The 25555-nt window shown below is 36.2% G+C and carries 21 protein-coding genes and 1 tRNA gene; 9 read left to right on the top strand and 13 right to left on the bottom strand.

Annotation, left to right across the window (positions count from 1 at the left end; translation table 11 throughout):
• Nucleotides 1-539 precede the first annotated feature (539 nt).
• Genes ACYQ3P_RS05125 through ACYQ3P_RS05110 form a run of 4 tightly spaced genes read right to left on the bottom strand, consistent with a single transcriptional unit; the run spans nucleotide 540 to nucleotide 3947 of the window.
• Nucleotides 540-1280 carry an ABC transporter ATP-binding protein gene (locus ACYQ3P_RS05125; RefSeq protein WP_460176865.1) on the bottom strand — a complete coding sequence of 247 codons (741 nt, stop codon included), beginning with the start codon at nucleotides 1278-1280 and terminating at the stop codon, nucleotides 540-542.
• Nucleotides 1281-1290: 10 nt separating this feature from the next.
• A complete protein-coding gene (locus ACYQ3P_RS05120; RefSeq protein WP_460176864.1) occupies nucleotides 1291-1983 on the bottom strand; it encodes a BsaWI family type II restriction enzyme in 693 nt (230 codons plus the stop codon).
• Entirely contained in the window at nucleotides 1970-3130 is a 1161-nt protein-coding gene (locus tag ACYQ3P_RS05115; RefSeq protein ID WP_460176863.1) for a DNA methyltransferase, read from the bottom strand. The genes ACYQ3P_RS05120 and ACYQ3P_RS05115 overlap by 14 nt, the downstream gene beginning before the upstream one ends.
• A 25-nt stretch (nucleotides 3131-3155) precedes the next feature.
• A complete protein-coding gene (locus tag ACYQ3P_RS05110) occupies nucleotides 3156-3947 on the bottom strand; it encodes an MlaE family ABC transporter permease (protein ID WP_460176862.1) in 792 nt (263 codons plus the stop codon).
• 34 nt (nucleotides 3948-3981) lie between these two features.
• Here ACYQ3P_RS05110 and ACYQ3P_RS05105 point away from each other — a divergent pair, with 34 nt between their 5' ends.
• Nucleotides 3982-4566 carry a DJ-1/PfpI family protein gene (locus ACYQ3P_RS05105; RefSeq protein ID WP_460176861.1) on the top strand — a complete coding sequence of 195 codons (585 nt, stop codon included), beginning with the start codon at nucleotides 3982-3984 and terminating at the stop codon, nucleotides 4564-4566.
• Here the strand turns inward: ACYQ3P_RS05105 and ACYQ3P_RS05100 are convergent.
• Both ACYQ3P_RS05100 and ACYQ3P_RS05095 read right to left on the bottom strand, forming a co-directional pair.
• Complete coding sequence (locus ACYQ3P_RS05100; protein WP_460176860.1) at nucleotides 4563-6218, bottom strand: ATP-dependent helicase; 1656 nt, start codon at nucleotides 6216-6218, stop codon at nucleotides 4563-4565. The genes ACYQ3P_RS05105 and ACYQ3P_RS05100 overlap by 4 nt on opposite strands.
• A complete protein-coding gene (locus ACYQ3P_RS05095) occupies nucleotides 6219-7481 on the bottom strand; it encodes an endonuclease Q family protein (RefSeq protein ID WP_460176859.1) in 1263 nt (420 codons plus the stop codon). It lies immediately after the preceding gene.
• A 548-nt stretch (nucleotides 7482-8029) separates the two neighbouring features.
• Between ACYQ3P_RS05095 and ACYQ3P_RS05090 the strand changes: the two genes are divergently transcribed.
• On the top strand, nucleotides 8030-9691 hold the full coding sequence (locus ACYQ3P_RS05090; RefSeq protein ID WP_460176858.1) for an IS1634 family transposase: 1662 nt from the start codon (nucleotides 8030-8032) through the stop codon (nucleotides 9689-9691).
• A 59-nt stretch (nucleotides 9692-9750) separates the two neighbouring features.
• On the opposite strand, the gene ffh is transcribed toward ACYQ3P_RS05090, so the two are convergent.
• The 7 genes from ffh to ACYQ3P_RS05055 all read right to left on the bottom strand — a co-directional run bounded on the left by ffh (nucleotide 9751) and on the right by ACYQ3P_RS05055 (nucleotide 14455).
• The gene (gene ffh, locus ACYQ3P_RS05085; protein ID WP_460176857.1) at nucleotides 9751-11073 is read right to left on the bottom strand and encodes a signal recognition particle protein; all 1323 of its coding nucleotides are present in this window, start codon (nucleotides 11071-11073) and stop codon (nucleotides 9751-9753) included.
• Nucleotides 11073-11549 carry a peroxiredoxin family protein gene (locus ACYQ3P_RS05080; RefSeq protein WP_460176856.1) on the bottom strand — a complete coding sequence of 159 codons (477 nt, stop codon included), beginning with the start codon at nucleotides 11547-11549 and terminating at the stop codon, nucleotides 11073-11075. The genes ffh and ACYQ3P_RS05080 overlap by 1 nt, the downstream gene beginning before the upstream one ends.
• 33 nt (nucleotides 11550-11582) lie before the next feature.
• Nucleotides 11583-11915 (bottom strand): thioredoxin, encoded by a 333-nt coding sequence (gene trxA / locus ACYQ3P_RS05075; protein ID WP_460176855.1) that lies wholly within the window; start codon nucleotides 11913-11915, stop codon nucleotides 11583-11585.
• Nucleotides 11916-12150: 235 nt separating this feature from the next.
• Entirely contained in the window at nucleotides 12151-12327 is a 177-nt protein-coding gene (locus tag ACYQ3P_RS05070) for a hypothetical protein (RefSeq protein WP_460176854.1), read from the bottom strand.
• A 117-nt stretch (nucleotides 12328-12444) separates the two neighbouring features.
• A complete protein-coding gene (locus ACYQ3P_RS05065; RefSeq protein ID WP_460176853.1) occupies nucleotides 12445-13014 on the bottom strand; it encodes a transposase in 570 nt (189 codons plus the stop codon).
• The gene (locus ACYQ3P_RS05060; protein ID WP_460176852.1) at nucleotides 12941-13552 is read right to left on the bottom strand and encodes an IS4 family transposase; all 612 of its coding nucleotides are present in this window, start codon (nucleotides 13550-13552) and stop codon (nucleotides 12941-12943) included. The genes ACYQ3P_RS05065 and ACYQ3P_RS05060 overlap by 74 nt, the downstream gene beginning before the upstream one ends.
• Nucleotides 13553-13795: 243 nt before the next feature.
• Nucleotides 13796-14455 carry a hypothetical protein gene (locus ACYQ3P_RS05055; protein WP_460176851.1) on the bottom strand — a complete coding sequence of 220 codons (660 nt, stop codon included), beginning with the start codon at nucleotides 14453-14455 and terminating at the stop codon, nucleotides 13796-13798.
• 219 nt (nucleotides 14456-14674) lie between these two features.
• Between ACYQ3P_RS05055 and ACYQ3P_RS05050 the strand changes: the two genes are divergently transcribed.
• The 7 genes from ACYQ3P_RS05050 to ACYQ3P_RS05020 all read left to right on the top strand — a co-directional run bounded on the left by ACYQ3P_RS05050 (nucleotide 14675) and on the right by ACYQ3P_RS05020 (nucleotide 25360).
• The gene (locus tag ACYQ3P_RS05050) at nucleotides 14675-16552 is read left to right on the top strand and encodes a helicase-related protein (RefSeq protein WP_460176850.1); all 1878 of its coding nucleotides are present in this window, start codon (nucleotides 14675-14677) and stop codon (nucleotides 16550-16552) included.
• Between the two features lie 149 nt (nucleotides 16553-16701).
• Entirely contained in the window at nucleotides 16702-19380 is a 2679-nt protein-coding gene (locus ACYQ3P_RS05045) for an Eco57I restriction-modification methylase domain-containing protein (RefSeq protein WP_460176849.1), read from the top strand.
• 9 nt (nucleotides 19381-19389) lie between these two features.
• A complete protein-coding gene (locus ACYQ3P_RS05040; protein WP_460178050.1) occupies nucleotides 19390-20208 on the top strand; it encodes a TaqI-like C-terminal specificity domain-containing protein in 819 nt (272 codons plus the stop codon).
• Nucleotides 20209-20885: 677 nt separating this feature from the next.
• A tRNA-Leu gene (locus tag ACYQ3P_RS05035) sits at nucleotides 20886-20967 on the top strand.
• Between the two features lie 85 nt (nucleotides 20968-21052).
• A complete protein-coding gene (locus ACYQ3P_RS05030) occupies nucleotides 21053-22261 on the top strand; it encodes a saccharopine dehydrogenase family protein (RefSeq protein WP_460176848.1) in 1209 nt (402 codons plus the stop codon).
• Between the two features lie 94 nt (nucleotides 22262-22355).
• Nucleotides 22356-24068, top strand: a complete 1713-nt coding sequence (locus ACYQ3P_RS05025; protein WP_460176847.1) for an ABC transporter permease — start codon at nucleotides 22356-22358, stop codon at nucleotides 24066-24068.
• 2 nt (nucleotides 24069-24070) lie between these two features.
• Entirely contained in the window at nucleotides 24071-25360 is a 1290-nt protein-coding gene (locus tag ACYQ3P_RS05020; protein ID WP_460176846.1) for an ABC transporter ATP-binding protein, read from the top strand.
• Nucleotides 25361-25555 lie beyond the last annotated feature (195 nt).

Below are 25555 nucleotides of genomic sequence, written 5' to 3'. Positions count from 1 at the left end.
TCCTCGCTTCGCTCGGAGTCGCAATGACGGAGAGGGGTACCCTCGCGATGACGAAGAGTTGTTCACCATTCACCATTTACCATTCACTATCCACCAATTTAGAGACTGCTTCGCCTCCTTCGGAGGCTCGCAGTGACGATGCTGCTGATTGCCCCGCTATCGCTCGCAACAGGGGGCTCGCAGTGACGAAATAGGGCGTCATTGCGAGCCTCACCGAAGGTAAGGCGTGGCAATCTCATCAATGCAAAAAGAGAGACGAGATTGCTTCGTCGCTTACGCTCCTCGCAATGACAGAAAAGGAAGTCCCTCGCAATTACGGAAAGGTAGGAGCCTGTCGCGAGCCGAAGGCGTGGCGATCCTTCGCAATGACCAATTGAGCGAGGTATCGCAATAAGAAGGATAGAGGATGCCTCCAATTACAGAGTAGTTGATTGTGATGCCCTTGGCTTGAAATGACGGAGCGGCAGATTGCAGACCTCACTTAAGTCGCAATAAAAAATTAACAAAGGTTTTATAAAAAATCACTCATTAGCTCTGAATTATACGATCTTGAAAAATAGCTCTTTTATGAATTCTCTTACAGATTCTATGTTTGTTTTTATAAGGACTTCTTTGGGGCCATCAAAAATGAGTTGTCCGTCCTTAAGAAATATGAATCTTTCGCATAGTTGCCATGCAACATAGACAACATGGGTTATTATCATAAAGCCTATGTTTTCATTATTTGCAAGCTCATCAATAAGGGCTATGATTCTTTGAGAGTTAATTGGGTCAAGTCCTGCGGTAGGTTCATCGTAGAGAAACATTTTAGTTTTTCCAATTGCTAAAGCTCTTGCAATTGCCACTCTTCTGTGCATTCCACCGCTTAATTCCTCCGGCATGAGTTCCTCAGCTCCATAAACTCCAACCTTATTTAGTAATTCTGATACTTTTTTATAAATCTCATCATCGGGAAGTTTGAGAATCTCCCTCATGAAGAAGGCTACATTTTCCTTAACTGGAAGAGAATCAAATAATGCTCCTTCCTGAAACACAATGCTAAATTTTTTTCTGAATGGTATTAACTCTGCCTCACTAAGCCTTGTAATATCTGTTCCATCAATTAAAATTCTGCCTCTATCAGGCTTTATAAGTCCAAGAATTAGCTTAAGAATTGTTGTTTTTCCACCACCGCTTTCCCCTAAAACAGCGATCCTTTCATTGAAGTCTGCTTGAAAGCTGACCCCCTTTAAAACTTCTCTGTTTCTGTATCCAAACCAAACATTATCAAAGATTATCATTTTTTAGAACTTAAGACTCGCAGGTCATTAAAAAATCTTTCAAATTTTTTGACTTTTCACTTTCTTCTATCTTTTCCTCAGTCATCACATAACAACCATCCGTATCAACTTCTACAATAGCGCGTCCTTTTTTTGTTGGAAATTTTTTAAATAAAGTCTTATCTTCATCTGGAGTGATAAAGAAAACTTTAATATGTTTAGTAATACAATCAGATGCAAGCTTTAATTTCCAATATCCTGTCTGCGCGATTCTCTCTCTTAGAGTGATTTTACTTGAGATAACAGATAAAACTCTTAAGTCTTTCGGATTATAGATTATTAAATCTACATCCGGAAGATGAGAACCAAATTCTCCGTAATGGATAAGAAGATTTCTTTTAATCGTATTAAGTTCTTGTCCTAATTTTTCACTTCTTTGTCTTTCTAATTTATTCCCTTCAATTATTTTTAGCCCGAGATTACTTACTTGGTCTTTAATTATAAGTTTTATTAGTTTTTCAAAGTTTTTTCCCTTAAAAGCTCGCCAAGATTGTTCATGGTCTTTTTTTGTGGTTGGGTGTTGTTCCCATATTTTTTTATGTTCAACTTTCAATTCTTCAAGGAATTTTGATATATGGTTATAAGACTTTGTTCCAAATCTTTCTTTGAATGCATTATAGAGTTTTACTACATCATCAAATTTTAGCCTTCTATTTTCTTTCATACATAGTCCAATTGATTTTTCTGTGAGATTTGTTGGATGAATTTTTATTGGACTCAGGTTTTCTCATGATATGAAGATACTTAAAGCCTCTTAAATAGAAATTAAATTTCAAGGCTCTGTTATGCCAAATTCCTGTATTTGAAGTTTGATTTCGTCTTGCCACAGCAATAATATCAACAGGCTCAAAATATTTGCATAATCTTTCAAAAACTTTGAATCCAACAGGTGTAAACTTTTTCTTTACCCATTGATCTCCTATCAACCATGCAATGATTTTGCCGGGTTTAAGCACTCTATAGCATTCAGCCATAACCTTTTCAAGTTCATCATAAAACTGTTCTTTTTCTGCTGATATTTTTCCTATATTTAATGGATGGTCATTATAGTGAATGTTATCGCCATACGGAGAATCAATAAAAATCATGTCTATAACTTCATCTTTAACAGGTAAAGACCTTGCATCACATTGAATTATGTCGGGTCTTGTTGGAGATATGTCAAAGGCTATAAATCTTCTTCCTTCTTCTTTGCAAACATCAATTGTAGTGCCACTACCAGCCATTGGATCTAAAACTATGTCACCCGGTTCAGTGTATCTCTTTATGAGATTATAAATTATGAAAGCAGGTGTTACGCCTGGATACTTGTTATTGCCTTTTGGTGTTTTTCCATAACTTTGTTTAGGATAATCCCATAATGTTGTAGACTCAAGCTTTGGTTTGTCATCTTCTTCATCTGCAGAAATAGATACTTTTTCAAGTTCAACTTTTTCACCGTTAAGTATTTTAATCAAAACATCAACGACTTTTTCGTTTATCGTTTTTTCCTTCCATGCAATCCTTAATTTTTTAAGAATTGCAGAAATTTTTTCTACAGATTTTATCTCACCGTTTTGTGAAACTAATACCTGATAGGGATATTTACCATCCCAAAGTTGAGGGGCAAGATTTTTACCGCCGTCTGATTCAGCAAAAAAAGGACCATAAAGTATATCAGTGTCAATATTTATTAGAAATAAAACATTGCCTTTTTTGACTTTGAAAACCTTTTCTGAATAAAGTTTGTTTGTTCCAAAAACTTTGTATTTGATGCAATCATTAAAGCTTTTATCAGTACATGCAAATATGCATCCCTTTTTCATTTCCATGTTTTATTATATCAAAGTTTGCATCTTATAAGCTGTATCCAAGAACGTATAGCAGTATTCTGGTAAGAATAAAATCTGTAGCTATAACTATAACAATGGATGTTACCACTGCCTTTGTAGTTGAAAGCCTTAAACCCTTTGCTCCACCGCGAGTTGTAAGTCCGTAAAAACAGCTAATACAGGATATAAGATAGCCGAAAATAAAGGGCTTTATCGTGCCAGAGAATACATTCTCAAAGGTTAGTTCTTTTATTATGCTTGCCCAGTAAAATGACCCGCTTTGATTGCTTACAAAAACAGCTATATAGTATCCGCCAAAAAGACACACAAGGTCACCTATTATTGTAAGACAAGGAAGCATTATCAAAGATGCGATGACTCTGGGAATTACAACTTTTTTAATGGGGTCTATTCCATAAACTCTCAAAGTATCAATCTGATGTCCAAGTATCATAGAGCCTATTTCAGCTGTCTGCCCCGCGCCAACTCTTCCAATAAAAACAAGGGCTGTCACAAGTGGTCCTATCTCTCTTATCACTGCAATACCAACAATTTTACCTGTATACATTTTAAGTCCCAATCCACTAAGCTCGGCACTTAGTTGAAGACTCAACGCCATTCCAACAAAAAGACAAACGAGACTGACAATAAAAACAGATGATGCTCCAGCATACTCCATCTGCTCAATTATATCATCAAAATAAATGGGTCTTTTAAAAAGCTTTGCAATTGAATTGAAGCAAAGTAGGTAGAAGTCCTGCAATTCAGAGATTATGAGCTTCAGGTCTTTTTTCATTGCCATTTTAAATGTTAACATAGAATTAAATATCAATAAAAATAGGAGGTGTGCTATGGCAAAGAAAATTTTAATGCTTGTCGGTGATTATGTTGAAGATTATGAAGCAATGGTGCCATTTCAGATGCTTAAAATGGTTGGACATACTGTGCATGCAGTTTGCCCCGGAAAGAAAGCCGGAGAAACAGTAAAAACCGCAGTTCACGATTTTGAAGGTGACCAGACATATTCAGAGAAAAGGGGACACAACTTCATGATAAACGCAGATTTTGAGAAAATTAAGCCTGAAAGTTATGACGGGTTAGTTATTCCAGGTGGAAGAGCTCCCGAGTATCTTAGGCTAAATGATAAGGTTTTAGAAATCGTTAAGTATTTTGTAGAGTCTGGTAAGCCCGTTGCAGCAATTTGCCATGGAATTCAGCTTTTGACAGCAGCAAATGTTATTAAGGGCAGAAAGCTGACAGCCTATCCTGCTGTAAAGGCAGAAATACTTCTTGCAGGTGCTCAGTGGTGCGATGTAAATGCAACTTATTCAAATGCATGTGTTGATGGAAATATAGTAACAGCTCCTGCATGGCCAGCTCATCCTGAGTGGATAAGAAAATTTTTAGATTTATTGGGAACAAAGATAGAGGCTTAAAAAAGCCCTTTTTGCTTAGGATTCCTTTTTGCGCTGGCTTTCTTTAATAAAAGATATTCAGAGGGCAACTCTTTGAGAAAACTTGATACTTTCATCTCTCTGGGTTGCCCTCGTATGTTTCTCTTTTTGGCATGGGTTATTATGAGCTCATCCATAGCACGAGTCATTCCCACATAAAATAATCTTCTTTCCTCTTCAATGTCTGAATCTGAAAAAAGTGTGCAAGGTATTAAACCTTCTTCAAAGCCTATAATGAAAACAACAGGAAACTCAAGCCCCTTTGAGCCATGAAGAGTAAGCAGGCTCACAGCATTAATACTTTCAGGAAACAAATCCTGCGCTGTTATTCCGCTTAACTCATCAATAAAGCATTGAAATTGTTCCAAAAGATTACCTTTTCCATAGAATTTTGCAATTTTTTCAATAAGATTTCTCTCATTAGAGCTAAGCATATCTAAAAGATTAGTTGAAGAAAGAAACTGAGGCAGACTATTCATGGTTAACAGCTTTTTAATAGCCTCTTTATCTTTAAAAAGTTTTCTGATTTTATCAAGGAATTCATCAATCCATGTATGTTCATTTTTAATAGTTTTTATTGGTATGCCAGCTTTCATAAGGGATTCTTTTATTAAATCCAACTCCCTGTTTGTCCTTGCAAGCACTGCAAAACTTGAGAATGTATATTCTTTGTCTTCCTGTTTATCATAAAGCTCTGTAAAATCAGTTGCTCCAAGCCTTGACTTAATTTCCTTAATAATTGTTTTTGCCTCATCATATTCATCAGTTGTTTCAATTATCTTTATCTTTGAAGCTGAACTTTTGATTGGTTCAAGCTTTTTAGAGAATCTTTTTGTGTTTGCAGTGATAAACTTGTTTGATGCATAAACGATATTTGCCTGAGAACGATAGTTTATTGAAAGATTAATCAAAGAAAGGGAGGGGAAATCTTTGGGTAAATTCAAAAAAAGTTTCACCTCTGAACCTCTAAAAGAATATATTGCTTGATCTGGGTCTCCAAAAACAGCGAGATAGCCTTCTTTTTTAAGAATAAGCTTAACAATCTCGTATTGAATCTTGTTTATATCCTGAAACTCATCAACAATTACATGTTCAAACAGAGGCGGAATAGAGCCCGATTTTAACATTTCGTAAGTTTTTATTAATAAATCATCAAAATCCAATAGGTTGAGCTCTTTCTTTTTTCTTTCATAGGATTGATATATTGATAGAGTTTCCTCATCAAGAGGTTCAGAAACATTTTTAAATCGTGAGATTTTTTCTAAGATTTTCTCTATTTTTTTAGCTTTCAGCTCTTTTAAAAGCTCAATTTGTCTCTGTCTTGTGCATAGTTTAAAATTTCTTAATTCCTCTGGTAAAAATTCTCTAAGAAGTCTGATACAAAGTAGATGAAAAGTACCAATAAATGGAAATTTCTCTGAATTGATTTTTTTTATAATGCGCTCTCTCATTTCAATTGCAGCCTTCTGGGTAAAAGTAAGGGCTGCGATGCTTTCAGGATTTACAGATTTTTCAAGAAGATTTAATACTCTTGCTGTAATTGTATGGGTTTTTCCAGTGCCGGGACCTGCAATAACGCAAAGATATTTATCTTGTGTCTCCGCTACTATTTTTTGATTTCTATTCAAACTCATCTAAAAAAGTATCGTTTGTCCTTTTACTTCCATATCTTCAGGTTCACCAAATATCTTTATTTTTCCGTACTCACCATCATATCCTGCTTCCAAAATAACTTTACCATTCCTTACTTTTTCTATTGCCTCGCTTAACAGGGGATTGATTTTTTCAATTTCATTAATATCTGCATGCATAAGCACGCTATATTCGTCTCCAATTTTATCAATAATGCTCATATACTTATTAAATGCCTGTTTGCTTTGAGCAGTTGTTTTATTTATCTCAGCTATAATTTCAAGAAGAGGGACAATTGAATGATAAGGAAGCGCTGTTTGAGGCACAAAACCCTCATCTCTGTCACTTAAAAGCTCTACTCTATGCATAACGCCAACAGTTACTTTTTTACCACACACAGGGCAAAGATAATTTCTCTTTATCGTTTCTTTTGGTGACAATCTAACTTTGCAATTTCTATGTCCATCGTAGTGATATTTTCCCTCTTCTGGAAAAAATTCCACAGTTCCCAAAAAGCCTTTTCTGGTCTTGATAGCCTCTGTTATTGCATTGTAGCTTATTTCTGTATCAAATAAATTTGCTTCCCGTCCAATTTTCATTGGCGAGTGGGCATCTGAATTGGATACAAGTGTAATTTTATCAAGCTTGCTTATCCTCCAATTCATAGGTGGATCAGAGCTCAAACCTGTCTCAATCGCATATATGTAAGGAGTCAGCTCTTCAAAGCATTCCTCAAGGCTGTCAAACCCTGATTGGGAACCAAAAACTGAAAAATGAGGTGTCCATGCATGGGCAGGAATAACCATTGATGAAGGTGAAACATCAAATATAATTTTAGTTATTTCCTTAGCATCAGCTCCTAAAATAGGTCTTCCATCGGATATCAAGCTTCCAATCTTTGATAGAGCGTGATTTATCTTAAAAGCATCTTTTAGGGAAGGCGTCATAATAAGCAGATGAATCTTTCTAAGCTTACTATTTTTCTGATAAATACAGCTTATTTCAGATGTAAGAATAAAAAATATATCCTTTCTGCATGAGAGAGGCACATCAAGTTTAAATTGTTTTTTTAAGGTGAATACTCCGTTTTCATGCTCTTCAAGTTTTTCTTCAATCTCCTTAAGCCATTCAGGATGGGTAAAATCTCCTGTACCCATTACTTTGATACCCTTAATCTGAGCCCACTGGTCAATTACTTCAAGGGTCATATCTTTACTCGTTGCCCTTGAGTATTTTGAGTGGATATGCAAATCTGCATAAAACATGAATTGATTATAACATTTATTTTTAAATCCTCTCTATGGTTATGGTTTGACCGAAAAATAGAGATAGACAATCGTCACTGCGAGCCCCCTGTTGCGAGCGATAGCGTGGCAATCTGGGGCGAAGCAGTCTCTAATAAGGCTTTATTGAAAAACAAAGTAGAGATTGCTTCTGGTGCTAATGCACCCTCTCAATGAAGAGGAATAATTAACAAAAGCATTGTATCTTTTTGCAATGACATCCTACTCAGTCATTGGAAGCCCTATCGTTTATTTTTTTCAAATAGTTATGGCTATTTTGAGTATTAATTACTATTTTTGCAGATTGTAGTCAGATTAAAATGACAAAAAATGGATGGTTTATGTATTTATCCCAACTTCATCAATTTTCAGCCTTTAAAGATATCAAAAGCTTTATAATTCAATAAGTTATATCTTTTTTCATTCAATTTTGTAGTCTAATCTAATTTTATTATTTTTGCTTATTTATTCCCTTAAATATTGACTTTTTTGTCTAATTTTTGTATACTAATATAAAAAAGGAGGTAACTATGTTCGTAAAAGAATCTTGGTCAACAAAAAAAGGTAAAAAATACAAAACCTACGAAATATCTAAAGCTTACAGAGACAAAAAAACTAAAAAGGTTAGGCATGAAAAAATTGCCAATATCACTCACTTAGGTGAGCCTCTTATTTCCAAAATAAGGCAACTGCTTAAGTCACCTGAGAAAAAGGTTGTAGTGGACAAAGACAAGTTTTTTGAGGATGCAACTTCAGTAGGGCATATACTGTTACTGTTAGGATTTATGATGAAGATAGGGTTTCTGGGATGGTTAAGGCATTTTCCAAAGAAGGTAAGAGATTTGCTTTTGGCAGTAGTGCTTAACAGGATAATAGAGCCAAGGAGTAAGTATGCATCAGTGGGATGGATACGAAGAAGTGGTTTTATGGAACTGTTTGATTTAAGGGAAGAGGATATGCATGTAAATGAGATATACAGGGCAATGGACAAGTTGTATGAGAAGATGGATAATGTGTTAGATGATTTTTATAAGACGGGAGCACAAGGGACAAAGTTGTTGCTTTATGATATTACCTCAGTATACTTTGAGGGTCAAGGACCTCTGGGGCTCGCAAGATATGGATACTCAAGGGATGGGAAGCCTGATAAAAAGCAAGTATTGTTGTGTTTATGTTTGAACGAGAATAAATTTCCAGTGCATTTTGATGTTATAGAAGGCAACATATCAGATAAGGAGACAGTAAAGGGACTAATAAGTCAGTTAAAGAAGAGATACGACATCAAGGAGGCAGTATTTATAGGAGACAGGGGGATGGTGACATTACAGAATATAGAGTATCTTGAGAGAGAGGGGATAAACTACATATTAGCGATGAGATTTAGGGAAGCAAAGAAAATGGTAGAGCAGAGGGGTATACAGTTAGATATATTTCAGAAGGAGTTGCCAGTGACCATCTATATAAGTGAAGAGGAAGGGGTAAAGAGCAGATATGTACTATGTGGGTCTGAATACAGAGAAAGCCATGACAGGGAGACATTGGAAAGTATACTTAAAAGGGGCAGGGAGGCATTGGAAAAAGTAAGGCAGATGGTAGAAAGAGGAAAGCTAAGAGACAGGGAGAAAATACTGAGGAGGGCGCAGAGGAAACTGACAAAAAGTGGAGCTGAGAATTATTATGATTTCAGATACAAAGAAGGCAGATTTCAGATAATAGCAAAGCAAGAAGCTATAAAGAAGGCATATGATATGTGTGGGAAGTATATTTTGCAGACGACATTAATGAAGGAAGAAGATGAAGAGATAGAGAGGCAGTATAAGGAATTACAGACAGTGGAGGATGCATTCAAGCAGTTAAAGGATTTTGTAGAGATAAGACCGATATATCATTATAAAGACAGGAGAGTAAGGACGCATATATTTTTATGTGTGGTAGCCCAGACAGTGTTAAACAGGCTAATGGATGAGTTGAAGGAGAAAGGATGGTTAAGGGAGAGCAAAGAAAACAGTCTGAAGAAGTGTTTGGACAAATTTTATGAGATAGGGATAGGAGGTTTTGAGATAGAGGGGGAGAAAATAAGGATTATGAGCAAAGCTAAGGAGGAACATAAAAAGATACTTAGAATATTGGGAGTAGGGGATAAGATTTTCAGAACTTACGAAAGTGCGAGAGAATTTTGTAGGCTAATCTAAAAATTATAACTCATTGATTTTAAAATTTTTTTATTCAAAAGTTGATGAAGTGGGGTTTATCAAAAAGGGAAAAACTTTGGAAGTCTGAAGCCTTTACCTTGTTTCATTTTTTTCATTAGCTTTTTCATCTCATTGAACTGTTTAATAAGTCGGTTGACTTCTGTAACAGTTGTTCCACTTCCTTTTGCAATACGCAATCTTCTGCTCGCATTTAAAATTTTCGGGTTTCTTCTTTCTTCAGGTGTCATGGAGTTAATAATAGCTTCAACTCTTACAAACTCTTTTTCATCTATTTTTATATCTTTCAACATCTTATTCGCACCCGGTAGCATTGATAAAATATTCTCCAGCGGTCCCATTTTTCTCATTTTTCTAATTTGTTCCTTCAAATCCTCAAAGGTAAAGTCTTCTTTTTCAATTTTTTCTTTAAGCTTTAAAGCTTCTTTTTCATCGTAAGCTTTCTGGGCTTGCTCAATTAAAGAGAGGACATCACCCATTCCAAGAATTCTTTTTGCTATTCTGTCAGGATGAAATTCCTCAAGGGCATCAAGTTTTTCACCAGTGCCGATTAGTTTGATAGGTTTGCCTGTTACTTCTTTTATTGAAAGGGCAGCACCGCCTCGGGCATCTCCTTCCATTTTTGTAAGAATAACTCCATCTATGCCTATTTTTTCATTGAAGCTTTTTGCAATATTCACTGCATCCTGTCCTGTCATTGCATCAGCAACAAATAGAATCTCGTGGGGATTAAGGATGTTTTTTACATCCTGTAGTTCCTGCATGAGTTCTTCATTTACATGCATTCTTCCTGCAGTATCAACTATGACAGGGTCAGCTCTGTCAATGACAGCCTTTTTTAGGGCTTCTTTACAAATCTCACGGGGGTCTTTAATTTCATAGGAATGAAAAACAGGAACATCTATTTGCTTGCCAAGAACTACGAGCTGATCAATAGCTGCAGGTCTTTGAAGGTCTGCTGCCACAAGCATTGGCCTACGCCCTTGTTTTTTGAACATCCTTGCAAGCTTAGCAGATGTTGTTGTCTTACCACTTCCGTGTAGTCCTACCATCATTATTATTGTCGGAGGATTAGGATTGAGTTTTATACGGGAAGTGCTACCACCTAAAAGTTCGCAAAGCTCATCGTATACTATTTTGATAACCTGTTGTCCAGGAGAAAGACTTTCAAGAATCTCTTTTCCAATGGCTTTTTGACGAACCCTTTCAATAAATGATTTAACTACTTTGAAATTGACATCTGCCTCAAGCAGAGCTATTCTTATCTCTTTTAAAGCTAAATCTACATCCTCTTCTTTAAGAACGCCTCTGCTTTTTAGTTTTTTAAATATTGATTCAAGTTTATCTGCTAATGCTTCAAACATTACTTTTTACCCTGGAAGTTTTTTTCTATTTCCCTATTCAATAGCTCAAACATATCCTTTGTTATTCCTCTAAATAACTGGACAATTATCTTTTTTTCATTTAAGATGAAGAAATGAGGAAAGCCATACAAATTATACAGCTTTTTATTTTTGCTATCACTAATATAAAGTGGATATTTAATTTGCCTATCTTCTGCGAATTTTTTTAATTTAACAGGATTGTCAATTTCGTCTGTAAATAGCACGCCAATAATCATCACATTTTTTCCATTAAATTTTTCATATAGTCTATTGATATCAGGTATCACATACTCACAGGCATAACATTTTACGGATAAAAACTCTATAAGAATTATCTTTTCCTTAAACTGTGATATGCTATAGCTTTTTCCTTCAGTATCTGTAATAACAAAATCAGGCGCTACATCCCCCTTTTTTATTATGCTTTGAGCTGTATTGGGGATTAACCAGATCAAAAAGATGATTAAAACAAGAAAATTCTTCACGGACTAACTGTTCAGAAGAATGTCTATTTTACTTTTTAAAGTTGATTTAGGAACTACGCCAACTATCTGGTCAACTCTCTGCCCATCTTTGAAAAACATTATTGTGGGTATTCCCATAATTCCGTAACGAGTTGCAATATCAGGATTGTCATCTGTGTTAAGTTTCCCAACTTTTATTTTACCTTGATATTCTTTGGCAAGTTCTTCTACTGTTGGAGCAATAATTCTACATGGACCGCACCAAGGTGCCCAGAAATCAACCATTACTACACCTTTTGAGTTTAAAACTTCCTTTTCCCATGTAGAGCTTGTAAGTTCTACAATGCCTTCTGCCATTTTTTACCTCCGAAGATTTTTGTTTACAACTTTTTTAAGATAAATAGTTTTCGTGCTTTTTGTCAAACTTTTAAGTCTAATCCTAATAATAAGATATGCAGCAGTCAATACAAGCCACTTAAGGAAATAAGCAATCTATTTTTGTCTAAATTGAAGATTTTTTATATAACCTTTGTTAATCCCCACTTCATCAACTTTTGAATAAAAAAATTTTAAAATCAATGAGTTATAATTTTTAGATTAGCCTACAAAATTCTCTCGCACTTTCGTAAGTTCTGAAAATCTTATCCCCTACTCCCAATATTCTAAGTATCTTTTTATGTTCCTCCTTAGCTTTGCTCATAATCCTTATTTTCTCCCCCTCTATCTCAAAACCTCCTATCCCTATCTCATAAAATTTGTCCAAACACATTGCTGTCCAAAATAATCTAAACTCATAAAAAACATCCGCATAAAATAAGACTTTTGGACAAGAAAATTTGCTTTTTCAAAATCAGGTTACCCCCCTTTCTTTTTATTTGCTGTCCAATTAAACAAGTCTAAATTTTAACTGTTCTATTTGAGGCTCAATTTGCAGTGTCTCTGTCGGTTTATTTATCCATTCCCATAAATTCCTATATGTAAATAGGTTTAGTCTCAACAATGCAACTAGATTACTTAATGACCATCCAAATGTTGATAACTCCTTCAGATACTTCAGTATCAGTATCGCTATTAATGCCGTCCATATCTGTATCTTAAGTGCATTCGCTGATGTCCCTACAAAGGTTTTTACTCTTAGATTTTGTTTCAATGTCTTAAAAAATCTGCCCTGCCATCTGTCTTTGTATATCTCTGATATGGTCGTTGCACCAAAGTTCAGTTGGTTCGTGAGTAGCACAACTGTATCTTTTGTTTCCTTATCCATGACCTCTATCCTCCGTAGCTCATATGGACAGTCTTGCTCTGCATAAAAACCCTTAAGCTTGATTATCTCGTCCCGAATTATGTTTCTGTTCTTTGGCACTGGTAGGCTCTTTATCACTTTATAAGAGGCGTTGTCCTTTAACCTTGTTACAAAATATACCCCCCTCCTCTGTCCATCTACCAAATAAAGCATAGTCAACACACCCTCTGTCTATTACTACTATGGCACCAGAACAAAAATGAAGTCTCCTTAATATGTTTACTTCGTGCACTTTACCTTCTGTTATATGCGCATATTCAGGTAAATATCCTGAGTGGTCAAGTAGTAAATGCAACTTTACCGCACCTTTAGTCTTTCTGAATTTTGCCCAGTCAAATACTGTTGCACACAACTCTATTACAGATGCATCAAAGCTCATTAGCTTGTTCTTAAATCTGAATTTCCTCTTGCCAGTAAATTTAGACTGACATCTCTGAAGAAGCATATAAAATACTGCTTGAAAGAGTTCCCACGGTCTGTGTTCATTTGCATAGGCAAGGGTAGACCTCTTTGGAGCTTCTTTTATACCAAGATGCCTTAACTTGCCAACGCAACTGGCAAGTCCATTACATATCTCTCTTAGAGAATGCGCCTGCCCAAGTTGACAAAATAACATAGCTACAAATTGCCCCCAACTCGTAAACCCTTTTGCTCTACGCTCAGCTTCTGTCTGCTTTGACTGACTTCTCAAATTCTAATCTTGGAAAAAGGGATAGAATTTGACTGAAAATACTGCTATACTTATTCATATACACCTCCGATCTGGGTCTTTAATTTTTAAGCTAAATGTTTATCTATTTTACCCAGATCGGAGCTTTTTAAAAAATTTATTTTGGACAAGAGTGTAATGCGGTAGAGAATATAAATAGCAGGCTGGAAGTCTTAAGGGTAAACTCTGGAGGGTATTTTCAATCTGAGAAAACTGCATCAGTGGCTATATATGTGATAGTAGATAAAATAAGAAAAGGCAGATGGAGCAAACCGATGGCTGTATCTCGTGGGGTATTGTATGAACTTCAACAAATGTTTCAGATGAGATTTGCGCATGAGACACAAAATTCTTGACAACTGTCTCTAACACATTATCCATCTTCTCATACAACTTGTCCATTGCCCTGTATATCTCATTTACATGCATATCCTCTTCCCTTAAATCAAACAGTTCCATAAAACCACTTCTTCGTATCCATCCCACTGATGCATACTTACTCCTTGGCTCTATTATCCTGTTAAGCACTACTGCCAAAAGCAAATCTCTTACCTTCTTTGGAAAATGCCTTAACCATCCCAGAAATCCTATCTTCATCATAAATCCTAACAGTAACAGTATATGCCCTACTGAAGTTGCATCCTCAAAAAACTTGTCTTTGTCCACTACAACCTTTTTCTCAGGTGACTTAAGCAGTTGCCTTATTTTGGAAATAAGAGGCTCACCTAAGTGAGTGATATTGGCAATTTTTTCATGCCTAACCTTTTTAGTTTTTTTGTCTCTGTAAGCTTTAGATATTTCGTAGGTTTTGTATTTTTTACCTTTTTTTGTTGACCAAGATTCTTTTACGAACTTAGTTACCTCCTTTTTTATATTAGTATACAAAAATTAGACAAAAAAGTCAATATTTAAGGGAATAAATAGGCAAAAATAATAAAATTAGGTTAGACTACAAAATTGAATGAAAAAAAGATATAACTTATTGAATTATAAAGCTTTTGATATCTTTAAAGGCTGAAAATTGATGAAGTTGGGTCTAACTACCTTGCAAAGAGGATTAGGGATGTTATAGAGCCTGTTACTATAAGGCGAAACAGGCTTGATTTGCAGAACAATCCATTTTATAAGGACGAGATAAAAGAGCTCTCAAAAGTCGCTGATCCAATTGAGTGGTTTTTTGAACTTACAAAGGAGCAGTCAGAGTTCTATGACCGTGTTATCAAGGATTACTTTGGTGATCCTGATGAAGGAGGTTATTTTAAAGGTGCTATATACAGGCCCTTTGAATACAAAATTGAAAAGAAAAAGCTTGCAGGGGAAAAGTTTACTGAAAAGGAAAGCTTTCAGTATGTTCAGCAAAGAAACCTCTATGACTTTATGCGTCGTCTTCTTGTTAAAAGATTTGAAAGTTCCTTTGGTTCATTCAAGCAGAGCATAGAAAACTTTAAAAAAATTACAACTGATGCACTCACATTTATAGAGAAAACTCATAAATACATTCTTGATCGTTCACTCCTTGAAAAGATTTACGAACTTGATATAGATGAGATAGAAAAGCATCTTGAAGAATATGCAAGGAAAATCAAAAATGGCGAGTATCCAAAAAATCACGAAGTCTACGAAGTTGACAAATTCAAAAACAAAGAACAATTCATTGCAGATATAAAGGCAGATATAGCACTATTTGACAGAATTCTCAACGAACTCAACCAGATGAATCTTGTTGATAATGACCCGAAAGCAGAGTGTCTGTTACGAAATCTCAAAAAAGTTTTAACCCAAACACCACCAAAAGGTGAGCCTAAAAGAAAGGTTGTTATATTCTCTGAATACCTTGATACAGTAAGATATCTTGAACCAATCCTGCAAAAGAATTTTAATGACCGTGTGCTAATTATTAAAGATAATCTTACATCATCAAAAATTGATGAAATAAACAAAAACTTTGATGCATCCTATGAGGAGCAGGAAGACAAATATGACATTCTTCTTGGCACTGACAGAATTTCAGAGGGTTTAAACCTTAATCGGGCTGGCATGGTAATAAATTATGACATACCCTGGAATCCTGTTAGAGTTATCCAGAGGGTTGGAAGAATTAACCGTATAAGCAAGAAAGTCTTCAATGAGCTTTACATTGTTAACTTTTTCCCTACTGAACAAGGTGCTGAGCTTGTAAAATCAAGGGAAATAGCAAGCAACAAGATGTTTCTTATTCATAACACACTTGGCGAGGAGGCAAAGATATTTGACATTGAAGAAGAACCAACACCATCAGGACTTTATGAGCGTATCCAGACTAATCCCGACTATCTTGAAGAAGAAAGCTTTTATACAAAGGCATTAAGGCTTTATATTGAAATCAAGGGAAAATATCCTGAGCTTGTAAAGAATATAGATAACTATCCGACAAGGATAAAAGTTGCAAAAAAGAGTTCAGACAATGAACTGCTCGTATTTTTCAAAAAAGGCAGACTTTACATCCGTGCATTTAATTATGATGAAGACCAGCTATGGCATCCAACATTTGAGGAAGTATTTGAAAGAATTAAATGTGAAAAAGATGAACCTTTACTACAATTAAGCAGTCTATTTTGGGATAAATATGAGCAAATAAAGAACCTAAAAGAAAGCCGAACTCAACCTTCAACAGAGCAAAGCATAGAGACAAAAGCACTGACCAACATAAAAACTCTTTTGCAAAAACCATGGGACGACTTACTTCCTTTTTTGAACTTTTTAAGAACCCTTAGGGAAGATATCTTAGATTACGGAACTCTTCCAGACTACACTCTACGGAGAATTGCAAATCTCCCAACTATTGATGAAAAAGAAGAGAGCAGAAAAAAGTTAATAACTGAATTGTCATCTCTGAGAGACACACTCGGCGAGGACTATCTTGAAAGGGAAAAGCAAAAACTCACAGGATTGGCAAAGGAAATCATCATAGCAATTGAAAATCAAAGAGGATTTGATGCTTAAAACATCCGTTATGGACAAGTATGAAGTCAAATTAAAATCGCCATCTTGACAATTCTGTAGCAATAGAATATACTCCACAATAGTCTAATTATTTTGGAGTATGCTCAAATGAAGGAACTCAAAAGCATACTGAATATTGGAAATAAAAGATGGGCAGGCAAATTCTTGAAGACATAATCAACGACTTTGAACCTAAAAAATTTATCCGATTTTTCCGTGAAAAAAGCAGATCCTTTGCCCAGCTCAATGAAGACCTGACTTACTATGACAGTGAAGATTTCACTGGTGGAGAAAAGCTTGGTGAGATAAGGTTTACTGATGATAATATCCTTATCTGCTGTTTTAAGGTCAAAAAGCCCCTTTCCGAACGGTCTGGCAAAAAATCGCAGTATGAACTGGCAAAGAAGATTCTTAAAGGCGAAAACATTGATGCAGGAATATTCATTTTTTACGATGATAAAGGCGACTTTCGTTTCTCCCTTGTTTACACCAACTATCTTGGTAAAAGAAGGGATTTCAGCAACTTCCGAAGATTCACCTTCTTTGTAAGTAATGAGCAAACCAATAAGACCTTCCTTAAACAAATTGGCGAAGGCGACTTTTCAAGCCTTGAAAAGATAAAAGAGGCATTCAGTGTAGAGCCTGTAACAAAGCAGTTTTACACAGAGATTCAGAACTGGTATTTCTGGGCAATGGATCAGATAAGATTCCCTGAAGATTACAAATACTCCAATGACCCCCAGAAAGATAAAGAAATAAGAAATGCAACAAACTTGATAAGGCTAATTACGAGAATCATCTTCATATGGTTTCTAAAGGAGAAAGGTCTTATTCCGACAACTCTTTTTGATGAAAGAGTTTTAAAAAACATAGTAAAAGACTTCAAAAAAGCAGACAACTACTACAATGCCATACTGCAAAATCTATTCTTTGCAACATTAAATCAAAAACAAGACGAGCGTAAATTTGCTGAGGAAGGTGATTTTCTGCACAACAGGTTACATTACGGAGTAAAAAACCTTTACAGATACAGGGATAAATTTTTAGTAAGCGAAGATAAGGTTTTGGAACTCTTCAAGGACATTCCATTCCTAAATGGAGGTCTTTTTGACTGCCTTGACAAAGAAGATGAAAACGGAAAGGTTATCTACATAGACGGTTTCTCAAGAAATCCAAAAAAGCAGGCAAAGATACCAGATTGCCTATTTTTTGATGAAAATGAAAAGACCGTTGACCTTTCGGACTATGGCATAGGAAAAAACAAAATAGTTCGTGGATTAATAAACATCCTTTCAAGCTACAACTTCACCATAGATGAGTCAACACCGGTTGATCAGGAGATAGCCTTAGACCCTGAGCTACTCGGCAAAGTCTTTGAAAACCTTCTTGCCTCATACAATCCAGAGACAGCTACCACAGCAAGAAAGGCAACAGGAAGCTACTACACACCAAGAGAGATAGTGGACTACATGGTAGAAGAAAGCCTTACAGAGTATCTTCACACAAAATGTAAAGACATAGGAAGAGAAAAAATAAAAACACTTCTTTCCTATTCAGACGATGTGCCTGATTTGTCTGATAAAGAAAAACAAATGCTCATCACAGCCATTGATGAGGTGAAAATCCTTGACCCTGCATGCGGAAGTGGTGCATTTCCGATGGGAATACTTCACAAACTCGTTAATGCCCTTCAGAAATTAGACCCTGACAATACATACTGGCGGCAACGGCAGTATCAAAAGGCATTGAAAGATGCAGAAGAAGTATTAAAGGAAAAGGATAAAAAACTGAGAGAAGAAAGGCTTTGGGAGCTGGAAGAAGCCTTTGACCAAAACATAAACCATCCTGACTATGCAAGAAAGCTTTATCTCATAGAAAACTGTATTTATGGAGTTGACATACAACCCATAGCCATCCAGATAAGCAAGCTTAGATTCTTTATCTCCCTTATTCTTGATCAGAAGGTTGACCCAACCAAAGAAAACTCTGGTATAAAGCCACTGCCAAACCTTGAGACGAAGTTTGTATGTGCAAATACATTGATAGGATTTGATAAACCTGAGCAACTCCTATTGCGAAATCAGAACATAGAACAATTAGAAGAAAAACTCAAAGAACTTAGACACAAATACTTTACCGCTAAGACATGGACAGATAAACGCAAATACCAGAAAAAGGACAAAGAATTAAGGGAAGAGCTGGCAAAACTTCTGATAAGTGATGGCTGGGTTGACAAAGTAGCCGAGAAAATAGCTAAATACGACCTCTACGACCAGAACGCATCAGCCGACTGGTTTGATCCAGAATGGATGTTTGGGGTAACCGAAGGATTTGATATCGTAATTGGAAATCCGCCGTATATACAGCTGCAAAAGAATCACGGGCAGCTGGCAAATCTTTACAAAGATAAAGGATATGAGACATTTGACCGCATGGGCGATATTTACTGTCTGTTTTATGAAAAAGGATTGCAGTTGTTGAAACCTGATGGAATTCTTTGTTATATAAGTTCAAACAAATGGATGCGAGCTGGCTATGGTGAGAAACTATGCAGTTTCTTTATTAAACATAACCCTATCATTCTTATAGATTTAGGACCAAATATTTTTGAAAATGCCACTGTGGATACAAACATCCTGCTTATACAAAAGGCAGAGAACAGGCAGCAGTTAAGGGCTGTAACACTAAAACGAAGCAACAACGAGCCAGTAAACATAGAAGAACAGTTAAAAACCAATGGACTGCAGCTAATAAATCTCAATAAAAATGCTTGGTTTATAGGAAGTAGCGCTGAACAAAAGCTTAAAGAAAAAATTGAACGAATATGAAAACCACTTATTTATTATGGTATTAAAACCGGCCTCAACGAAGCTTTTATTATTGATAGCAAAAAACGTGAAGAGATACTCAATAATTGCAAAACTGCTGACGAACGCCGCCGTACCGAGGCTATCATCAAACCCATCCTGCGAGGACGAGATATTAAACGATATTACTACGAATGGGCTGGACTGTGGGTAATTTTTATTCCATGGCATTTTCCTTTACATGAAGATTTATCAATTCAAGGTGCAAGTGAAAAAGCAGAAAAAGAATTTCAAAAACAATATCCTGCTATTTACAACCATTTATTACAATTTAAAGATGTTTTATCAAAAAGAAATAAGGATGAGACAGGTATAAGATATGAGTGGTATGCATTGCAAAGATGTGCTGCCACCTACTACCCCGAGTTTGAGAAGGAGAAGGTGGTGTGGAAAACACTAAGTCTAAAGCCTGAGTTTACTATAGTCCCTGCAGGTTTTTTTAATAATGACAAAGCTAATTTGCTAACTACCTCACAAAACTATTTGAAATATCTTTGTGCTGTTTTTAATTCTCACGTTTTTCAATATTATTTTTCTTCAATCGGAATAGATATGGGTTCTGGTTTTGAGTATAAAATTCAATTCGTAGAAAAAATCCCCATTCCCCCCATCACCTCATCCAACCAGCCCACTGTGCAGCAAATAGAGGCATTGGTGGATGAGATACTTACAGCAAAAAAACAAAACCCTCAGTCAGATACCAGCCACTGGGAGCAAGAGATAGACAGGCTGGTGTATGAGTTATATGGACTGACGGATGAAGAGATAAAAATTGTGGAGGGAAAATAAGAGTCCAAAAATAAGAGATTGCTTCGCTTCGCTCGCAATGACGATGAGGGTGATGCTTTGCAGCGACTATCCTTTCCTGTCATCACGAGGCTTGCGAAGCAAGCCGAAGTGATCTCTTCGTTGAAGGAAGGAAAGGCAAGATTGCTTCGCCTGCCTGTCGGCAGGCTCGCAATGACCCCTTCCTTTGCCATTGCAAGCCTCAATGATAATTTTTTTCTGTCATTGCGAGCCTCACTGATTATTTTTTCTGTCATTGCGAGCCTCACCGAAGGTGAGGCGTGGCAATCTCTCCGTTGCAAAAAGAAGTGAGATCGCCATGCTATCGCTCGCAACAGGGGTGCTTACAGTGATGGTATGGTGAATTTACTCTACCGATCCCAACGAGAGGCTTGCAGTGACGATTGCCTATCTTCTTTCATCGGTATCAACCGAAAAATAGAGATAGACACTCTTCACTGCGAGCCACTCAATGTGGCGAAGCAGTCTCTAATTGGTGGTTGGTGAATGGTGGATGGTTAAAGGAACGAGATTTCTTCGCATCCTTCGGATGCTCGCAATGACAGCAAAAAATACTTAATTTTCAAATGGTTATACCAATTATTAGATTTCTATTGCAATTTTTGGGCATCAAATTCACAGTTGAAACAAAAATGATTTTCTTGTTATTATTAATAGAAGCCGAAGTGGTGGAACTGGTAGACACGCACGTTTGAGGGGCGTGTGGGGAAACCCGTGCGGGTTCGAGTCCCGCCTTCGGCATATCAATTCCCATTATGATATCAATTAAAAAAATTATTCTATCTTGTCTTCTATCATTTTCAGCATTTTCTAAAGGTGATTAATTATGAAGATTGCAGTTGTAGGAATTGGAGCAGTCGGATTTTTTATCTGCAAGTATTTTCTGAATAAAACAGATTTTTACATAAAGGCAATAGACAAAAGCACGAAAAATTTATCAAGACTAAAGGAAGCTCTATCTACTAACAGGTTAAGTTTAAACAGAATTTCTATTAATGACGGAAAATCTTTTGGAAAAATTATATCCGACGTTGATCTTATTATAAACTCTGCAACGCCTGCTTTGAATAGAAAACTCTTGGAACTTGCTTTGAGGTATTCTGTAAATTATCAAGACCTTGCCTCAGAGCTTGAAGACCCTATATTTTCTGAACAACTTGAATATGACGAAAAATTTAGGCAAAAAGGAATTCTTGGGCTAATAAACACAGGAGTAAGCCCCGGATTAACTAATTTGATTGCAGGAGAACTTGCTTGTCGCTTTGAAAGTCTAAGTTCAATAAAAATAAGAATGTTTGAAGACCAGCAACCGCCCGGTACAATATGGTCTTGGTCTCCGAGAATTTTGCTTTCAGATATTATTTCAGCACCTGTAATTTTTGAAAATGGCAAGTTCAAACAAGTTGAACCATTTAGTAATTTAGAGTATTATCACTATCTTGAACCGATTGGATGGAGAAGAGCCTACCATGTATTGGGTGAAGAGGTAGCAACAATTCCAAGATTCATCAAAGTAAAGAATGTTGACATAAAAGCTGGCGGTTCAGACATCGAGTTTATGATGGCTCTATATAATATGGGTCTGTTGAGTGAGAAACAACTAAGAATTAACGGAACATTAGTAAGTCCCTATGAAGTTCTTAAAAAGATAATTAGCAAAGTATCATCTTTGAGGGAATTGGTTAAAAAAGTTAAAGAAGGAGTATTAGAAGAGGCGATACTTGGTATCGTGGTGGAGGGAAGAGGAAAAATAAAAGAAAAGAGAAAGATTATAAGAGGATACCTTATCTCACCGTCAATAAAAGAACTCAATAGGATGGCTCCTGGCACAACTCATGTTTCTTATTCAACGGCTTTGGTTGCATGTATTATGGCAAAATTTATAAGGAAAATTCATACAGAATGCAATGGCATCATTCCTCCTGAAGCAATTCCCAAAAAAATAAGAAGAAAAATTTTCTCCGAGCTTTCAAAAGAAGGCTTTAAAGTTATATTTGAAGAGGTGCATCAAAGGAGCATCCGAAAAGCCTTTTAAACTTCTTCGGTAATTTTATTAACCTTAAACTTTTGTTTTGGCAAAATAACTGGATTTTGTTTTATAATTCTAAGATTTCCCTTTTGGAGGCAAGATGAAGTTACCTATCTCTATTCCTGCAGAAACTTTTAGGATCAGGGCAATTGATGTTGTAGTTTTTTTGATAATTATAGGGGTCTTTGCATTTATTTTATATATTGCCTCTACATGGAGTTCTCCCTATGATAGAAATATTGAAATTAATTTAGATCTAAAAAAAATACCAGAATATGCCCTTCAATCTCTGGCACGAATATTCTTTGCCTATCTTTTATCTCTCGTTTTTTCAATATGGTATGGATATACTGCCTCTCGTAGTAAGATTTATGAGAAAATCATGATTCCTATTCTAGATATACTTCAAAGTATACCAGTGCTTTCTTTTTTGCCTGGCGTTGTCCTTGCAATGATTACTCTTTTTCCGGGTCAAAGATTGGGACTTGAGATCGCCTCTGTATTGTTAATTTTTACTGGGCAAGTATGGAATATGACTTTCAGTTTTTATCACTCAATCAACACTATTCCAAAAGAAATGAGAGAGGCAGTCAATGTTTTTAAGTTAAACAAATTTTCTAAATTTCTAAGACTTGACCTTCCTTTCAGTGCAATTGGTCTGATATGGAATAGTATGATGAGCGTGGCTAGTGGATGGTTTTTTCTCATGGCATGCGAAATGTTTGTATTGGGAGACAAAGATTTTAGACTTCCGGGGCTTGGCTCTTATATACAAACAGCAGCGCAAGCAGGAAATATTGAACATTTGATTTACGGACTCGGTACTATGATTTTACTCATAATCTTACTTGATATTTTTGTCTGGAGACCTTTAATTGTTTGGTCTCAAAGATTTCGTATTGAATCTATACCTCCAGAGGACGAGAGGGAATCTTTTGTGCTTAATATATTAACAGGCTCTATTTTCTTAAGAAAAATTGGAGAACTCATATCTACAACTATCAGCAAGATTGAAAAGTTAAGCTATAGAAAATTTACTAAAACTGACAATGTTGTTTTAAATAAATTGAGCAAGCTCTCTGGTATTTTTATAATTTGTGCCTTGTCCGTTGCTCTTTTATTTGGAATTATAAAAGCTTTAGCACTTGTAGCCAATGTTAATTTTAGCCATATACTTACAATTGTTGAAGCATCATTTTATTCATTTCTCAGGGTTGCTTTTGCACTTACTATAGCTTTGGCTTGGACTCTTCCCGTTGGAGTTTATATTGGTATGAATCCAAAGGCTGCTCAATATCTTCAAGGGATAGTTCAAATTGCTGCAAGTGTTCCTGCAACAGCTGTTTTTCCAATAATTTTGCTATTTCTTATAAAACTTGGCGGAGGACTTGATATTGGGGCAATTTTCCTTATGCTTCTTGGCTCTCAGTGGTACCTGCTTTTTAATATTATTGCAGGAGCATCCGCTATTCCGAAGGATTTGATAGAAATATCTAAGGCTTATGGAATTAAGGGGTTAAAAAAGTGGCGTGTTCTTATTTTGCCTGCAATTCTTCCATACCTTGTAACAGGACTTATTACTGCGTCAGGTGGAGCATGGAATGCTACAATTGTAAGTGAGTATGTATCCTTCGGAGGAGAGATAATGAGCACAAAGGGTTTAGGAGCTCTTATAAGTCAGTCAAGTGAATCTGGTAATTTTGGTATGCTTCTTGTTTCTACTTGCTTTATGTGCGCAATAGTTGTTGGAATTAATAGACTTATCTGGAAGAGATTGTTTATACTTGCTAAAACAAAGTATACTTTGGATTAGATATGGAAAGAGAAATCATCCTTGAAACAAAGAACATAAAAAAATCATTCAAAGTAGGGCAAGGGAAGGAGATTACTGTCTTAGAAGATATAAATCTGAAAATCTTCTCAGGCGATTTCATCTCAATACTCGGACAGTCTGGAGCTGGAAAGTCAACTCTTTTGAGGATTATAGCAGGCCTTGTTGAGCCATCTGAGGGAGAAGTTTTGTACAAAGGCGTGCCTTTAAAAAAGTCTAATGCAAAAATCGCAGTTGTATTTCAAAGCTTTGCTCTATTCCCTTGGTTTACTGTTTTAGAGAATGTCAAGTTGGGGCTTACGGGTTTAGATTTAAGCGAAGAGGAAAAGGATGAGAGAGCCATCCGAGTAATTGACCTTGTAGGACTTGACGGATTTGAAGATGCCTATCCAAGAGAGCTGAGCGGAGGTATGAGGCAAAGAGTTGGTATAGCAAGGGGTTTGGCTGTTGAGCCAGAAGTTTTGCTTATGGATGAACCATTTTCTGCTTTAGATGTTCTTACAGCAGACAACCTTAGAGGAGACATTATAGACCTATGGAAGGATGGCAAATTGCCTTCAAAGGCAATCGTGCTCGTAACTCATAATATAGAGGAAGCAGTTAGTATGACTTCACGGGCTGTAATTCTTAGTCATAATCCTGCAAGAATTAAGGCAGAAATTCCTTTGGAACTACCTTATCCTCGTGATAAAAATTCAAGGGACTTCAAGTTCATGCTTGACAAAATTTATACCGCCCTTGTAAAACCACCTGAGGAGATTCCATTTTTACTTACCGCTGAGAGATATCAGTTCCTTCCTCATGCTAAGGTTGGAGCAATTGCAGGTCTTGTTGAGCTCGTGCATGACAAAGGAGGAAGGATTGATATATATGCATTAAGCTCTGAGCTCAGCATGGAAGTTGATGATATTTTCCCACTTATTGAATCAGCAGTGATTCTCGGGTTTGGTTTAGTTAAAGAAGGTGACTTTATTCTTACAGAAAAAGGAATAAAATGGGCAGAGGCAGATGCCCTTGAGAAAAAGGAAATATTTAAAGAATCAGCCCTCAAGAATGTTCAGTTAATTAGACAAATTATGCATGTTCTTACAACAATATCAAAACATAGAGTCTCTGAAGAATTTTTCTTGGATATTCTTAAAAATCATTTTACACCTGAGGAGGCTTGGAATCAGCTTGAAACTGCTATAGATTGGGGAAGATATGCCGAGCTTTTTGCTTATGATTACGATGCAGGAGAACTGTATCTTGAAGAAAGCACTGTCAGTAGTTAGTAATTTTAAATTGAGCGATTTTTTATAGAAAAACTTTGTTAGATTGACATTGCGAATATAGTGAAACAAGCTTTTTGAGATTGTTTCGGGACTTCGTCCCTCGTAATGACGGAGTGGGAGATACCGTGCAATGACACCTCTATCTGTCATCACGAGGCTTGCGAAGCAAGCCGAAGTGAACTCTCTTTGGGGTAA

Source organism: Thermodesulfovibrio hydrogeniphilus (assembly GCF_054657355.1).
Note: the sequence above shows the minus strand (reverse complement) of the source record. Positions and strands in the feature narration are given on the sequence as shown.